Origin of the sequence: Pseudomonas sp. 10S4 (genome assembly GCF_034344865.1) — a bacterium.
Taxonomy (GTDB): Bacteria; Pseudomonadota; Gammaproteobacteria; order Pseudomonadales; family Pseudomonadaceae; genus Aquipseudomonas.
On sequence record NZ_CP133774.1, the window covers coordinates 1,241,236 to 1,256,967 of the forward strand.

The following is a 15,732-nucleotide window of genomic DNA, read 5'->3' on the forward strand; positions in this document are numbered from 1 at the left end:
GCAAGCCCGCTCCCACATTGGATCTCCAGTGAACACAGCATTTGTGAACACAGATGATCCAACGTGGGAGCGGGCTTGCTCGCGAAGGGGCCCGACCAGACAGCACATCTTCTCCTGACCCACCTCGGGTAAACCTTTCCTACACCGTTTCAAGCTTGATCCTACCCCCGCGCAGGCCTAATCTAGCGCCACGCAAACGTTTCACTCCCCCTCGCCACACCGATACGCCGCTTCTCCCTACCAAGGAGGTTCTCGAATGTTCGATTTCCACCCCCAGCTCAAGCAGCGTTTTGCTGCGTTGCGCACGGGCGCTGAATTCTTTTCGCTGCGTTATGTACGCGAGTCCGGCCAATACCTCTCGGTGCGCAAGAACGTCGCCGAGCCGCCGAGCCTGAGCCGTGACGAAGGCGCGATGCTGACCGTTCGAGTCAACGGCGTCGAAGCCTACGCCGCGACCAACGACCTCTCGCAACAAGGCCTGCAAGCTGCGCTGGAGAAGGCCGAGCAACAAGCCCGTCGACTCAAGCCCCACGCCTTGCTCGACCTGAGCACCCAAGTGCTCTCCAGCGACCGCGCCGACTACTTTTCGCCGAACTTCGACCAGCCCTTCCCGTCCCTGAGCGACTGCTACCAGCTACTCGGCGCCGAATCCGCTGCCGTGCCGAAGGACGAGCGACTGGTGAACTGGCAGGTCAGCATCGGCATCACCAACGTCGAGCAAATCTACCTCAGCAGCGCCGGCGCCGAATTGCGCCAGGCCCAGCGTTTCGTCTACCCGAGCCTGGAAGTCACCGCCTACGACGGCAGCGATAGCCAGACTCGCACCTTGGGCCGCGAGAACTTCGGTCAACAGGGCGGTTTTGATGTGGTCAGCCGCTGCGGCCTGGTCGGCGCCGGCCCGAAAATCGCCGATCAAGCGCTGCAATTGCTGTTGGCGCCGAACACGCCACAAGGCCCGCGCGACCTGCTGTTGATGCCGGACCAGATGATGCTGCAGATCCACGAATCCATCGGCCACCCGCTGGAACTGGACCGTATCCTCGGCGACGAGCGCAATTACGCCGGCACCAGTTTCGTCAAGGCAGAAGACTTCGGCAGCCTGCAATACGGCTCCAAATTGCTCAACGTAACCTTCGACCCGGACATTCCCGAGCAGCTTGCCAGCTACGGTCATGACGACGACGGTACCGCCGCGAGCAAACAATTTCTGATCAAAGAAGGCCTGCTGCTGCGTCCATTGGGCGGCGCGCTGTCGCAATTCCGTGCCGACATGGACGGTGTCGCCAACAGTCGCGCCTGCAGCTGGAACCGTGCGCCGATCGATCGCATGGCCAACCTGAATATCGAGCCCGGCGATCAACCGTTGGAGAAGCTGATCGGCAATATCGAAAACGGCATTTTGATGAGCACCAACCGTTCCTGGTCCATCGACGATGCGCGCAACAAGTTCCAGTTCGGTTGCGAGTGGGGTCAGTTGATCGAGAACGGCGAGCTTAAAGGCGTGGTCAAGAACCCGAATTACCGGGCGATTTCCTCACACTTCTGGAAGAACCTCAGCGCCGTCGGCGACGCCAACACCGTCAAAGTCCTGGGCACGCCGAACTGCGGCAAGGGCGAGCCAAACCAGGTGATCCGCGTCGGCCATGCGTCGCCGGCCTGCGTGTTCAGCAATGTTGATGTGTTTGGGGGAGATGCCTGATGACGACTTCAAAAATCAGGCCGATGCATTCAAGGCCTTGGTCCACTGGTTGCGTGACGCGATTCGCGAGCCAGAGCTATTCACTCTCAGCTACGCCGCCGAGTCCTCGGCCTTCGTGCGCTTCAACCATGCCAAGGTCCGTCAGGCCGGGCAGGTGCAGCAGGCGAGTGTCGGTTTCAAACTGATCAACGAAGGTCGCCACGCCGACCTGAACATTACGCTCTCCGGTGATGCTGAAACCGATGTTCAGCGTCTGGCCGAAGGTCTGCAACAGCTGCGCGAAACCCTGCCGCTGCTGCCGCCGGACCCGTATCTGATGCTCAACCACAACGGCTGGCAGAGCAAAAACGTGCAGGACCATCCGCTGCCGGACACCGAGCAGGTCGTGGCTGAAATCACCCAGGCTGCCGAAGGGCTGGATCTGGTGGGTTTCTATGCCGCCGGGCCGATCAGTCGCGGTTTCGCCAGTTCTTCGGGCGCGTTCGGCTGGCATCAGGCCAACAGCTTCAACTTCGATTTCAGCCTGTTCCATGAAAACGGCCAGGCAGTGAAGGCCAGTTACGCCGGGCACGACTGGAACAGCGAAGGCTTTGCCAAGCGCTTCCAGCAGGCGCGCGAGCAATTGGCGTTTCTCGGTCGGCCGCTGCGCACCTTGGCACCGGGTCAGTACCGAGCTTACCTGGCGCCAGCGGCTGTGGAAGAAATCATGGGCATGCTCGGCTGGGGCGGTTTCTCGGCGCAGTCGATTGCCAGTAAAGGCAGTCCGTTGCAGAAGCTCTACGCCGGCGACCAATCGTTCAGCACGCTGGTCTCGCTGGATGAAAAGGTCAGCGGCTCCCTGAGTCCGGCGTTTTCCGGCGAAGGTTATCCGCGTAGCGATCTGGGCTTGATCGTCGAAGGCAAGGCCGGCGCGCAAATGGTCAGCTCACGCAGTGCGGCTGAGTATGGCCTGACGGCCAACGGTGCCGGTGGTGGTGAAATGCCGAGCGCGTTAAACATGGCGGCTGGCACGTTGCCTGAAGCCGAGATTCTCAAGCAACTGGGCACAGGGTTGTACATCAGCAACCTCTGGTACCTGAACTACTCGGATCAACCGGCGGCGCGACTGACCGGCATGACCCGGTTTGCGACCTTCTGGGTCGAGCACGGCGAGATTCAGGCCCCGGTCAGCACCATGCGTTTTGATGACAGCGCCTACAGCCTGCTCGGTTCGCAGCTGGAAGCGTTGACCCAAGAGCGCGAGTTGCTGCTGTCGGCGAGTACTTACAGTCAGCGGGCGACAGCCTCGGCGGTATTGCCGGGTGCGCTCGTCAGCCGACTCACTTTAACGCTGTAAACACACACCCCGGCACACCGAAGACCCTGTGGCGAGGGGCTTGCCCCCGTTGGGCTGCGAAGCGGCCCCAGATCGGCAAACGCGGTTCGTCAGATAGACTGCATTCGCTGGATTTACGACTGCTTCGCAGCCGAACGGGGGCGAGCCCCCTCGCCACAATGGTTCCCTTTTGCCATGGATCGCGCACTATCTGACTCACACTAACAAGAGGTCCCATGCCCAACCGCCCGCCCCTCGACCCTGTCACCGCCCGCTGGTTGCCGTGGGTCGTGGCCATTGCCTTCTTCATGCAGTCCCTTGACGGGACGATCCTCAACACGGCCCTGCCGGCCATGGCCCTGGACCTCGCGGAAAACCCGCTGCGCATGCAAGGCGTGATCATTGCCTACATGCTCACCGTTGCCTTGCTGATCCCCGCCTCGGGCTGGATCGCCGACCGCTTCGGCACCAAGAAAATCTTCTTCGGCGCGATCCTGTTGTTCAGCCTCGGCTCACTGCTCTGCGCCCTGTCGCCCAACCTGACGATGCTGATCGGTTCGCGGGTCATTCAAGGTCTGGGCGGCGCCTTGATGCTGCCGGTGGGCAGGCTGGTGGTGCTGCGGGCTTACCCGCGCTCGGAGCTCGTGCGGATCATGGGCTTCATCACCATTCCCGGACTGCTCGGCCCATTGATGGGGCCAACCACCGGCGGCTGGATGGTGCAATACCTGTCGTGGCACTGGATCTTTTTGGTCAACCTGCCCGTGGGGCTGATCGGCTGCTACGCGGTGTGGAAATTCATCCCGGACCTGCGCGGCACCGAGCGCACCCGTTTCGACGGCGTCGGCTTCCTGCTGTTCGGTGCCTCGATGGTGCTGATCACCATCGCCATGGAAGGCCTCGGTGAACTGCACCTGCCGCACTTGCGCGTGATGTTGTTGCTGGTGGCCGGCATGGCGTGTCTCGCGGCGTACTGGCTGCGTGCCGGGCGCATCGACAATCCATTGTTCTCGCCGTCACTGTTCAAGACCCGGACCTTCGCTGTCGGCATCCTCGGTAACCTGTTCGCCCGACTCGGCGGTGGTGCATTGCCGTTTCTGGTGCCGTTGCTGCTGCAAGTGGCACTGGGTTATTCACCGTCACAGGCCGGGATGAGCATGCTGCCGCTGTCGGCAGCGGCAATGCTGGCCAAGTGGGTAGCGCGGCCGATCATCGAACGTCTGGGTTACCGCATTGTGCTCACCGGCAACACGCTGTTTCTGGGGATTATGCTGGCCGCCATGGGCCTGGTCAGCGAACAGACACCGTACTGGTTGCTGCTGGCGATGCTGTCCATTCTCGGCGCGATCAACTCCCTGCAGTTCACCGCGATGAACACCGTCACCCTGATCGACCTCGACGATGCCAGCGCCAGCAGCGGCAACAGTTTGCTGTCGGTGGTCGCGCAGTTGTCCCTGGGCCTTGGCGTGGCTTGCGCGGGTGCGCTGCTGGGCGGCTTCACGGCAGAGGTCGGAAATGATGGTGTGGACACCGTACTGGGCGCGTTCCAATTGACCTTTGTGACCGTCGGCATCATGGCGATGCTGGCCGCGACGATCTTCTCGCAACTCTCAAAGGAAGACGGACGGCGTGCCAAGCGTCCGGAAGAACACATAGAGCCTTAGGGCGAATGGCCACGGGACTGATACACTGCGCGACATTTTGTTTTGCAGGCCAGTCCCGTGACCACCATCGCCACCGCTTTTAATACTTTGCCGCTGTCCGCCGCCATGCTGGCTAACCTCGACTCCCTCGGTTATGCCCAGATGACGCCGATCCAGGCGCAAAGCTTGCCGGTGATCCTCAAGGGGATGGACCTGATCGCGCAAGCCAAGACCGGCAGCGGCAAGACCGCTGCCTTCGGTATCGGTCTGCTGAACCCGATCAATCCGCGCTTCTTCGGTTGCCAGGCGCTGGTCATCTGCCCGACTCGCGAGTTGGCTGACCAGGTTGCCAAGGAGCTCCGTCGTCTGGCCCGCGCCGAAGACAACATCAAGATCCTGACATTGTGCGGCGGCGTGTCCTTCGGCCCGCAGATCGGCTCGCTGGAGCACGGCGCGCACATCATCGTCGGCACCCCGGGCCGCATCCAGCAGCACTTGCGCAAAGGTTCGCTGGTGCTGCACGGCCTGAACACCCTGATCCTCGACGAAGCCGACCGCATGCTCGACATGGGTTTCTACGACTCCATCGAAGAAATCATTGCCCAGACCCCGGAGCGTCGCCAGACCCTGTTGTTCTCGGCCACCTACCCGTCGGGCATCAAGCAATTGGCCGCGAAGTTCATGCGCAACCCGCAGATCGTCAAAGCCGAAGCGTTCCACGACGACACGCAGATCGAACAGCGTTTCTACGAAATATCCCCGGACGAGCGCATGAGCGCCGTGACCAAAGTGCTCGGTCACTTCCGCCCGGCGTCTTGCGTGGCGTTCTGCTACACCAAGCAGCAGGTTCAGGAAACCGTTGATCACCTGACCTCCAAAGGCATTTCCGCCGTCGGCCTGCATGGCGATCTGGAACAGCGTGACCGCGACCAGGTGTTGGCGATGTTCTCCAACCGCAGTACTTCGGTACTGGTTGCCACCGACGTAGCCGCCCGTGGTCTGGACATCGATGCGCTGGACATGGTGATCAACGTCGAACTGGCCCGTGACTCGGAAATCCACATCCACCGTGTTGGCCGTACTGGCCGCGCCGGTGAGAAAGGCATTGCGATCAGCCTGGTGGCGCCGTCCGAAGCCATCCGCGCGCAAGCCATCGAGAAGCTGCAACAGTCGCCGTTGAACTGGGATCAGATCGACAACCTCACCTCCCAGGGTGGCGGTCCGCTGCTGCCGGTGATGAGCACGTTGTGCATCGGCGCTGGCCGTAAAGACAAGGTTCGCCCGGGTGACATTCTCGGCGCACTGACGGGCGACGCGGGTATTCCGGGCGCTCAGGTGGGCAAGATTGCGATCTTCGACTTCCAGGCGTATGTGGCTGTGGAACGCGGGATCGCCAAGCAAGCCTTGCAGCGTTTGAACGACGGCAAGATCAAGGGCCGTTCGTTGCGCGTGCGTATCTTGTAAGGGATCGTCTGGCTGACAGAGATCAAATGTGGGAGCGGGCTTGCTCGCGAAGGCGGACTGACAAACAACATCCATGTTGAATGTGCCGGCCGCTTCGCGAGCAAGCCCGCTCCCACATTGGTTTGTCGGTGAATCTGAATTTTGTGTGAGGACACCGTTTTGCGCTCTACCGAAGTCGTGATCATTGGCGCTGGCGCCGCAGGGTTAATGTGTGCGCTGACCGCCGCCGGGCGCGGGCGCAAGGTGATGTTGCTCGACCACGCTAACAAGGCCGGCAAGAAAATCCTGATGTCGGGCGGTGGCCGCTGCAATTTCACCAATATGTACACCGAACCGAGCAATTTTCTCTCGCAGAACGAACACTTCTGCAAATCCGCACTGGCGCGCTACACCCAGTGGGATTTCATCGGCATGGTCGCCAAACACGGCGTGCCGTACCACGAGAAAAAACTCGGCCAGTTGTTCTGCGATAACAAATCCAGCGACATCCTCGAAATGCTGCTCAACGAGTGCGATCAGGTCGGCGTCAGCCTGCACCTGGACACCTCGATCCAGAGCATCGAGAAACTCGAAAGCGGTTATCTGCTGGACACCACGCTCGGTCAACTGACCTGCGAATCGCTGGTGATTGCCACTGGCGGCCTGTCGATCCCGACCCTGGGCGCGACCGGTTTCGGCTATCAAGTGGCCAAGCAGTTCGGCCACGACTTGCTGCCGACCCGCGCTGGCCTGGTGCCGTTCACCATCACCGATCAGCTCAAAGAGCTGTGCACGGAGCTGTCCGGTACATCGGTGGATTGCCTGGTGAGCTGCAACGAGCAGAGCTTTCGCGAGAACATCCTGTTCACTCATCGTGGCCTTAGCGGCCCGGCGATTTTGCAGATTTCTTCGTTCTGGGAATCCGGCGACACGGTAGAAATCAACCTGATGCCGGACCACGACGTGCCGACCTGGCTGCAACAGCAACAGGCCGAACGCCCGAATAGCGAATTGAAAACCCTGCTGGGGGAAATCTTCACCAAGAAGATGGCCAACCTGCTGGCGGACAACTGGTTCGTTTCCAAACCGATGAAGCAATACACCCACGCGGAAATTGCCGACATCGCCGAAAAACTGGCGAGCTGGAAAGTGGTGCCGGCCGGCACCGAAGGCTACCGTACTGCCGAAGTGACCTTGGGCGGGGTCGATACCAATGAGGTGTCGTCCAAGACCATGGAATCGCTGAAAAGCCCCGGCCTGTACTTCATCGGCGAAGTGCTGGACGTCACCGGGCATCTGGGCGGTTTCAACTTCCAATGGGCCTGGGCTTCGGGTTACGCGGCTGCACAATTCGTCTGATTTATCGCGTTATCGTTCTTCGCGGGCAAGCCTCGCTCCTACAGGTTCGAGGCTTGCCGTAGTTTTATATACGACGCAAAACTTGTAGGAGCGAGGCTTGCCCGCGAAGACGCCCGGACAGACAACAAACAATGCAGGGAACAAATATTGCTGTCAGATGTGATCGGCGCCATTGCGTCGGCGTCATTACTGGCTCAATTTAGCGTCATCGCCTCGGAAGGCCCTCGCACTTCATGTCATCGACCCCTTTTAGTCAGTCTCTGCGTCGTCTCTGGGCGCTGGATAAATTCAGCTACAGCGTGCGGGTGTTCATCGCCCTGACCGGCAGCATGGCCGTTTGTTGGTATCAGGATGAAATGGGGCTGTTGATCCCGTTGTTCCTGGGCATCATCGCCAGCGCCCTGGCCGAAACCGACGACAGTTGGCAGGGCCGCCTCAACGCGCTGGCCGTAACGCTGGTGTGTTTCAGCATCGCCGCGTTCTCGGTCGAATTGCTCTTCCCCTACCCCATCATATTTATCATCGCCCTGGCGCTTGCCGCCTTCGGCCTGACCATGCTCGGCGCCCTCGGCGAACGCTATGGCGCAATTGCCTCGGCGACGCTGATTCTGTCGGTCTACACCATGATCGGTGTGGATCAGCGCGGCGGCGCAGTGACTGATTTCTGGCACGAGCCGGTGCTGTTGGTGGCCGGCGCAGCCTGGTACGGTTTGCTCTCGGTGTTGTGGCAGGCGATGTTTTCCAACCAACCGGTGCAGCAGAGCCTGGCGCGGTTGTTCCGGGAATTGGGTTTTTACCTGAAGCTTAAATCGTCGCTGTTCGAACCGATCCGGCAGATGGACGTGGAAGCACGACGCCTGGAACTGGCGCAGCAAAACGGTCGAGTGGTCGCTGCGCTGAACGTCGCCAAGGAAATCATCCTGCACCGGGTCGGCAACGGTCGGCCGGGCTCGAAAGTCAGCCGTTACCTCAAGCTGTACTTCCTTGCTCAAGACATCCACGAGCGCGCCAGTTCTTCGCACTACCCTTACAACGCCCTGGCCGACGCGTTCTTCCACAGCGACGTGATGTTCCGCTGCCAGCGTCTGCTGCGCCAGCAAGGCAAAGCCTGCCGGGCGCTGGCCGAATCGATCCAGATGCGTCAGCCCTTTGTTTATGACGCCAGTTTCGCCGAAGCCCTGAGCGACCTGCACGCCTCCCTCGAGCACCTGCGCATCCAGAGCAACCCGGCCTGGCGCGGTTTGCTGCGCTCATTGCGCGCACTCGCCGCCAACCTCGGCACCCTCGACCGTTTGCTCAGTGACGCCAGCAACCCCGACGCCCTCGCCGACGCCACCGACAGCAGCCTGCTCGACCGTTCGCCGCGCAACCTCAAGGATGTGTGGATTCGTTTGCGCACACAGCTGACGCCGACCTCGTTGCTGTTCCGCCACGCCCTGCGCTTGCCCCTGGCCTTGAGCATCGGCTATGGCATGGTGCATTTGATCCACCCATCCCAAGGTTACTGGATCATCCTCACCACGCTGTTTGTCTGTCAGCCGAACTACGGCGCAACCCGCCGCAAACTCGGCCAGCGGATCATCGGCACCGCCATCGGCCTGACCCTGGCCTGGGCGTTGTTCGACCTGTTCCCGAGCCCGTTGATCCAGTCGTGCTTCGCCATCGCTGCCGGGGTGGTGTTCTTTATCAACCGCACCACCCGCTACACCCTGGCGACCGCAGCGATCACCTTGATGGTGCTGTTCTGCTTCAACCAGGTGGGCGACGGTTACGGGCTGTTCCTGCCGCGACTGTTCGATACCTTGCTCGGCAGCCTGATCGCCGGGCTGGCGGTGTTCCTGTTCCTGCCGGACTGGCAGGGCCGACGCCTGAATAAAGTGCTGGCCAACACCCTGACCTGCAACAGCATTTACCTGCGCCAGATCATGCAGCAATACGCCGCCGGTAAAAGCGATGACTTGGCCTATCGCCTGGCCCGACGCAACGCGCACAACGCCGACGCAGCGCTGTCGACCACGCTGGCGAACATGCTCATGGAGCCGGGGCATTTCCGGAAGGAAGCGGATGTCGGTTTCCGTTTTCTGGTGTTGTCCCACACGTTGCTGAGCTACTTGTCAGGCCTGGGCGCGCACCGCGAGACCCAACTGCCGCCGGATGTCCGTGAGCAGTTGATCGACGGCGCCGGGGTGAGCCTGGCAGCGAGCATCGATGAGATCGCCCAAGGGCTGGCGAGCAAACTGCCGATTGCGATTCAGAGCGATGAGGAAGAAGCGCTGGCTAATACGCTGGAGCAGATGCCGGATGAGATTGATGAAGGTCAGCGCTTGGTGCAAACGCAGTTGGCGTTGATCTGCCGGCAGTTGGGGCCGTTGCGGACGTTGGCGGCGCATTTGATCAAGGATACGAGCGAGGGTTAAGCCTTGCGGTGACTGGGCTCGCGATGAGGCCAGCCACACCGCCAATCAACTTGCAGCCTGAAGCTTGAAGCTTGCCGCTGCCCCCTCACATCCCATGCTGCTTCATCAACCGCTCATAACTCCCATCCGCCTTCATCGCCGCAATCTCCCGATCAAAACCCGCCACAATTTGCTCATGCTCCGGGTTCTTCAGGCTGACCAGAATATGCAGGCTGTTTTCACTCAGCGGCTTGGGTAAAAATTCGACCGAGTTACGCACCTTGGCCGATTCACGCGCCAGGTAGTAGCGGGCGACGTACTCATCTTCCAGGGTCAGCTTGACCCGGTCGGCCGCGAGCATGCGCACGGCCATGGCGAAGTTATGTACAGGGACTTTCTGCAACGCTGCATCCTCATCGAATTCCGATGAGTAGGCGTAACCCCGCACCACCGCGATCGGGTAGGTGTGCAGTTGCTGAAGGTTGTTGTATTCGATCGGCGCGTCTTTGCGCTTGATGAAGCGCACGCGGTTGAGCAAGTACTCATCGGAAAACTGGCCAAGCTTGGTGCGCTCGTCGTTGTACCAGGCGTTGACCAGCACGTCGTAACGACCCTCGCCCACCCCCAGCAAGGCTCGCGCCCAGGGCACCTGCTCGAAATCGCTGGCATAGCCGGCCCGGGCCAGCGCGGTACTGACGATGTCCGTGGCCAACCCACCATTGACCAGCGTGGCATCGGTAAAGGGCGGCCAGGCATCGGCCACCAGACGCAGCTTTTCCGCTGCCGCGTACTGAGTCAGCAACAGCAATCCAATCAAAGCAAAAGCTCGATGCAATCGCGGCATGCTAGAAAATCCTTAGCGGGCGGGCTGCCCGACGTGTTTTTCAGCCAAAACTCCAAGACTTCGTTACCGACTTGCCGGTACTAAACCTTAGCTCATTGAAGCCACTGCACAGCGCTTACTTGCAGATTACACAAAGAAGACAACACCGCACGAAATGAATGATGGCATTTTGGCCTTTGTCACAGATTGCTCTGCCATCAAGACATCTTTCGTCAGGGCGCTTAGTATCTGAGGGACGTTGTTCAAGGAATGTGAAGATGACAATTGAGTGGGTCTGCAAACATCACAGCGATCTGGGTAAAGAACAGCTGTATGCCCTTTTGAAACTGCGTGCCGAGGTATTCGTCGTCGAGCAGCAGTGTGTCTACCAGGATGTCGATGGCCAGGATCTGGAAGGCGACACCTGCCATTTGATGGGGTGGGATGGCGAACGGCTGGTGGCGTATCTGCGTTTGCTCGACCCGGAGCTGCAGGGTGGCGATGTGGTGATCGGTCGGGTGGTGACCGCGCCAGAAAGTCGTGGCCAGGGGCTGGGGCATGAAATGATGGACCAGGCATTAAAGCAGGCTGAAAAGCGCTGGCCTGAGGTGCCGATCTATCTCTCGGCCCAGGCGCATTTGCAGGGGTATTACGGGCGGTACGGGTTTGTGGTGGCGGGAGAGGAGTATGTCGAGGATGGCATTCCGCACATCGGGATGCGTCGTTCCTGAGGGCCTCTTCGCGGGCAAGTCGGATCGCCGCACCGCTCGCTCCTACAGAATTTCGGTTGCTCGCATGATTTGCGCACATACCGTAGGAGCGAGGCTTGCCCGCGAAGGCGTCAGAACAGGCGCCACGAAATCTCAGGGATATTCCAACACCGCTTTAATCTGCCGCAAATTGCGCTCAATCCAACCCCGATCAATCGCTCCCCACTCACGAATCCGATAACGCCCCGCATGGTTACGCGCGCCGTCTTCCTGCTCGAACTCACACACAATATCCAGATCCGCCAGCGCCGCGATGGTGTCCTGGGCTGTGCGCCGAGGCATGCCGGTCACTTCGGTCAATGCCGGGACACTGCTGGCCAATCCGCTGTCGATCAGGTACGCCACGTATAGCCGGCGGTAGAAGCTGCTTTTGGTCTTGCTGACATCCATCCATATACTCCTGATCTTGATCTTTTATTGCATATCCCGCCAAGTCAGATAAACCCGCAAATCAAACTCGACCTGGTGATACCCCGGCAACATGTGTTCGCACAGCTTGTAGAACGCCTTGTTGTGATCCGACTCTTTGAAATGCGCGAGTTCATGCACCACGATCATTTTCAAAAACTCCGACGGCGCTTCCTTGAACAGCGAAGCAACGCGAATCTCTTTCTTGGCCTTGAGCTTGCCGCCCTGCACCCGGGAAATCGTGGTGTGCAGGCCGAGGGCGCGATGGGTCAGGTCCAGGCGGTTATCGAATAACACCTTGTCGATGGCCGGGGCATTACGCAGGTATTCCTGCTTCAGGTCCAGGGCATAGGTGTACAACGCCTTGTCGCTTTGCACGCCGTGTTTCTGCGGGTAACGCTGGCTCAGGTAGTCGCTCAGCCGACCTTCAGCGATCAGCTGGCGCACCTGGTCCTGCAACGCTGCGGGGTAGGCCTGGAGGTATTTCAACGCGGTCATTGGGCAGGCAACACGAATCACGAAAAGGTCGCCAGTGTAGCGAATTCAGCTGGGTAGCGCGCTCCAGTCGAAGGGCTGCACAAACTCACCCGCGTCTTCGGCCGTCAGCGGCCGCGCCACCAGGAATCCCTGCACGTACTCGCAGCCATTGGCCTGCAGCCACTCATATTGCGCAACCGTTTCCACCCCTTCGGCGATCACCAGCAGACCGTACTCCTTGCACAGATCGATAACCGTGCGCACCAGCGACGCGTCCCGTGACGACTCTGGCAACCGGGCAATCAGATGGCGGTCGAGCTTGAGGGTGTCCAGTTCCAGATCCCGTAGATGGGAGAGCGAACATGGCCCCGAGCCGAAGTCGTCCAGCGCTACCCTCACGCCGAGGTTGTGCAGTAAACGCAGCTGCTTGCGGGTTTCATCCGGGTTGATCGTCAACGCCTCCTCGGTGACCTCAACCTCCATCTGGCGCGGCTGCAAGCCATGGCGCTCCAGCACTTGGCGTAACTCTGTGACCAGGTTAGGCATACCGAACTGCGTACTGCTCAAACTCACCCCTACCACCAGATCCTCGGCAAACAAGGTTTCCCAGGCTTTGCGCTGCTTGGCGCTGCGGTGATAGATCCAGCTGCCCAGTCGACTGATCAACCGCGCCTCTTCCAGTAATGGCAAAAACAACCCCGGTGGAACATCGCCGACACTCGGATGCTGCCAGCGCAGCAACGCCTCGAAGCCGCGAATCTGTCCACCATTGATTGCCACTTGCGGTTGATATACCAAGTTGAAATCACGGTTTTCAATGGCCGTGCGCACGCTTTCTTCAAGCATCAAACGCGAGCGCGCCCGGCCGTTCATTTCGTGATCGTAGAAGCGATATTGCTGACGCCCGGCGCGTTTGGCTTCGTACATCGCAATGTCGGACGCCCGCAACAGACCGTCGAGATTCGAACCGCAATCCGGGTACGTGGCAATGCCGATGCTGGCGCCGAGGGCGATGTCCAACCCTTCGATCTGCTGACAGATCGACACTCGCTCGATCAGCTTCTCGGCAATCTTCGCCGCTTGTTCGGGGAACTCCAGATCCAGCAGCGCCGTGAACTCATCGCCGCCCATGCGCGCCAGAATATCGAAGGGCCGCAGGCAAGACTTCAACTGCTCGGACACCCAGCGCAACACCCGATCACCGGCATCGTGACCAAGGGAATCATTGACCCGTTTGAAACCGTCAAGGTCGAGGTACAGCAACACCCAGGCGCTATCGGAACGTTCGCCGCGCAGCAGCAGGTTTTCCACGGTCTGGTAAAAGCCCCGCCGATTGAGCAGCCCGGTCAGCGGATCGGTGACGGCCTGGAACTCCAGTTGCTGATGCAGGTGCCGCACCACCGACATGTCCAGCACCGTTACCACCATCGCGTGCTGCTCGGAGGGCAATGGCGCACAGGACAACGCCACCGGTACTTGTTGGCCCGGCGCCGTGCGCAGCAGCGCGTCGTGCAGGCGCAGGGTTTCACCGCGTTTGTAGCCGATATACAGGTCGGAATCGGACCAGATCGGAATATGCGGCTTTTGCAGAAAATCCAGAAACTCCCGGCCCTGCAAATCCTTGACCGTGGCATTGAGCAGCCGCGACATCGCCGGGTTGGCAAAGCGAATGAGGCCGTCCTCGCCCACCACCAGAATGCCTTCGGCGGCGTTGTCCAGCACCGAGGCGTTAAAGGCACGAGCCACTTCCAGATCATGGCTCAAGCGCTGCAACGCCCGACGGTTGCGCTGATGCTCAAGCAACGCCTGGACCTTGGGCTTGAGGATTTGCGGGTCGAAGGGTTTGAACAGGTAATCCACCGCACCACTGGCATAACCCTTGATCACGGCGTCCTGGGACTGTTCGTTGGCGGTGAGAAAAATGATTGGCGTAAGACGGGTACGCTGACTGCCACGCATCAACCGCGCGACTTCAAAGCCGTCCATGCCCGGCATCTGCACATCCAGCAGCACCAGGTCGACTTCGTGTTCAAGGAGCAAACTGAGTGCCTCGAAGCCCGAGGCGGCGGTCATGACCTGCCAGTCCTGGCGCTGCAACAAGGCGCGCATGCTGATCAGGTTTTCAGGGTAATCATCAACAATCAAAAGGACAGAGTTGCCTTCACCTGGCGTGGGTTGCGCGCATTCCATGCTGCTTCTCTTGTTCGGGGCGACAGGCCGGTTTCTCGTGAAAACCGGACAAATACTGAGCCTTCACTCTAGACCCGGATGCGCAAAAGCAGTAGGTGTCATCGCGCCATCATTTAACCAAAGCGTCCATAAGCCGACTAACGGTCGGCTCTACAGCCCCCTGAAACCGGGAAAGATGGCGTTTTGACAGGATATTGACGCCAATCATCTGCCAAATGGGCATTAACAAAGTTACCGACTACGCTTATAAAGGCACCCCTCCAAGCCCCGTACTAGAGCTATTGGCACGGGTGTGCAGCATGAATTTGTGGAAACTTTGTCTATGATCGATCTCGCAACATGGAACCTTAGTGTTCCTGTCGGCAATCCGCCGTACACCGTTGAAACAGCCAAACTGGTGGACGGTTTCAAGGACCAATACTTCCATTCCAATACCGGCACCCTGTTTTTCTGGTCACCGGTCACAGGCTCCAAAACCGAAAACGCAAAATACCCCCGCACCGAACTTCGCGAAACCTACAGCAACGGCACCCTGCGTAACTGGCTCTACCCGGAAGCCGATAATTCGCTGCGTGCCACCCTTGTGGTCAATCAGGTGCCGAGTTCCGGCAAAATCGTCATTGGCCAGATCCACGCCTATGAAAGCCAGAAACCCTTGATCAAGCTTGAGTACCAGTTCAAGACCAGCACACAGACCGGCAACATCGTCGCCAAAGTGCGCATGCACCCTGATGACGGCGAGGGTCGGGTCATCACCATCGCTAGCGGCGTGAAGCTGGATCAGGAGTTTAACTACCTCATTCACCTGAGCCCTGGCGGTCAGTTGGGCATCAGCGCCGCGGGTTATCAGTGGGACACCGACATCAGCGCGACATGGCGCGACAAGCCGCTGTACTTCAAGGCTGGGGTCTATGTGCAGGACAACACCGGGTACACCAGCGAAGGCGGGAAAGTGACATTCAGCAAGCTGGATATTGATCACGACAAGTAAGTCATTGGCGCCGATCATTGTGGCGAGGGGCTTGCTGTGGCGAGGGGGCTCGCCCCCGTTGGGCTGCGCAGCAGCCCCCATCACTCTCAAGCCTTCCGCAAATCCTGTAGGAAACCACCCATCGTGGCGAGGGAGCTTGCTCCCGCCGGGCTGCGAAGCAGCCCCATCCATCTGCCACCGCATTCCTACAGCCACACCACAACGCCCGGTTTACGCCG

12 protein-coding genes are annotated in these 15,732 nt (G+C 59.8%); 8 read left to right on the plus strand and 4 right to left on the minus strand.

Annotation, left to right across the window (positions count from 1 at the left end):
- The first annotated feature begins 256 nt into the window (after positions 1-256).
- The 6 genes from RHM58_RS05845 (at position 257) to yccS (ending at position 9,876) form a co-directional block, all read left to right on the plus strand.
- A complete protein-coding gene (locus RHM58_RS05845) occupies positions 257-1,699 on the plus strand; it encodes a TldD/PmbA family protein (RefSeq protein WP_322269857.1) in 1,443 nt (480 codons plus the stop codon).
- Positions 1,692-3,035, plus strand: coding sequence for a TldD/PmbA family protein (locus tag RHM58_RS05850; RefSeq protein ID WP_322269858.1), 1,344 nt, complete (start codon positions 1,692-1,694; stop codon positions 3,033-3,035). Before RHM58_RS05845 ends, RHM58_RS05850 begins: the two co-directional genes overlap by 8 nt.
- 215 nt (positions 3,036-3,250) lie before the next feature.
- Positions 3,251-4,678, plus strand: coding sequence for a multidrug transporter subunit MdtD (mdtD, locus tag RHM58_RS05855; RefSeq protein WP_201198451.1), 1,428 nt, complete (start codon positions 3,251-3,253; stop codon positions 4,676-4,678).
- 57 nt (positions 4,679-4,735) lie between these two features.
- A complete protein-coding gene (gene dbpA, locus RHM58_RS05860) occupies positions 4,736-6,121 on the plus strand; it encodes an ATP-dependent RNA helicase DbpA (RefSeq protein WP_201198453.1) in 1,386 nt (461 codons plus the stop codon).
- A gap of 159 nt (positions 6,122-6,280) precedes the next feature.
- The gene (locus RHM58_RS05865; RefSeq protein ID WP_201198455.1) at positions 6,281-7,459 is read left to right on the plus strand and encodes an NAD(P)/FAD-dependent oxidoreductase; all 1,179 of its coding nucleotides are present in this window, start codon (positions 6,281-6,283) and stop codon (positions 7,457-7,459) included.
- A gap of 233 nt (positions 7,460-7,692) precedes the next feature.
- On the plus strand, positions 7,693-9,876 hold the full coding sequence (gene yccS / locus RHM58_RS05870; protein ID WP_201198457.1) for a YccS family putative transporter: 2,184 nt from the start codon (positions 7,693-7,695) through the stop codon (positions 9,874-9,876).
- An 85-nt stretch (positions 9,877-9,961) separates the two neighbouring features.
- Here the strand turns inward: yccS and RHM58_RS05875 are convergent, their stop codons facing one another.
- A complete protein-coding gene (locus RHM58_RS05875; protein WP_201198459.1) occupies positions 9,962-10,699 on the minus strand; it encodes a substrate-binding periplasmic protein in 738 nt (245 codons plus the stop codon).
- Positions 10,700-10,956: 257 nt separating this feature from the next.
- Between RHM58_RS05875 and RHM58_RS05880 the strand changes: the two genes are divergently transcribed.
- Positions 10,957-11,409: a GNAT family N-acetyltransferase gene (locus tag RHM58_RS05880; RefSeq protein ID WP_201198461.1), complete on the plus strand. Its 453-nt coding sequence runs from the start codon at positions 10,957-10,959 to the stop codon at positions 11,407-11,409.
- 132 nt (positions 11,410-11,541) lie between these two features.
- Here RHM58_RS05880 and RHM58_RS05885 read toward each other — a convergent pair whose 3' ends face one another.
- The 3 genes from RHM58_RS05885 to RHM58_RS05895 are packed head-to-tail and all read right to left on the minus strand — an operon-like array spanning position 11,542 to position 14,523.
- Positions 11,542-11,838, minus strand: a complete 297-nt coding sequence (locus RHM58_RS05885; RefSeq protein WP_123369167.1) for a winged helix-turn-helix domain-containing protein — start codon at positions 11,836-11,838, stop codon at positions 11,542-11,544.
- A gap of 24 nt (positions 11,839-11,862) precedes the next feature.
- Positions 11,863-12,354: a M48 family metallopeptidase gene (locus RHM58_RS05890; protein WP_201205052.1), complete on the minus strand. Its 492-nt coding sequence runs from the start codon at positions 12,352-12,354 to the stop codon at positions 11,863-11,865.
- 45 nt (positions 12,355-12,399) lie between these two features.
- The gene (locus RHM58_RS05895; RefSeq protein WP_201198463.1) at positions 12,400-14,523 is read right to left on the minus strand and encodes a putative bifunctional diguanylate cyclase/phosphodiesterase; all 2,124 of its coding nucleotides are present in this window, start codon (positions 14,521-14,523) and stop codon (positions 12,400-12,402) included.
- A gap of 322 nt (positions 14,524-14,845) precedes the next feature.
- Here RHM58_RS05895 and RHM58_RS05900 point away from each other — a divergent pair, with 322 nt between their 5' ends.
- On the plus strand, positions 14,846-15,514 hold the full coding sequence (locus tag RHM58_RS05900) for a polysaccharide lyase family 7 protein (protein WP_201198465.1): 669 nt from the start codon (positions 14,846-14,848) through the stop codon (positions 15,512-15,514).
- Positions 15,515-15,732 lie beyond the last annotated feature (218 nt).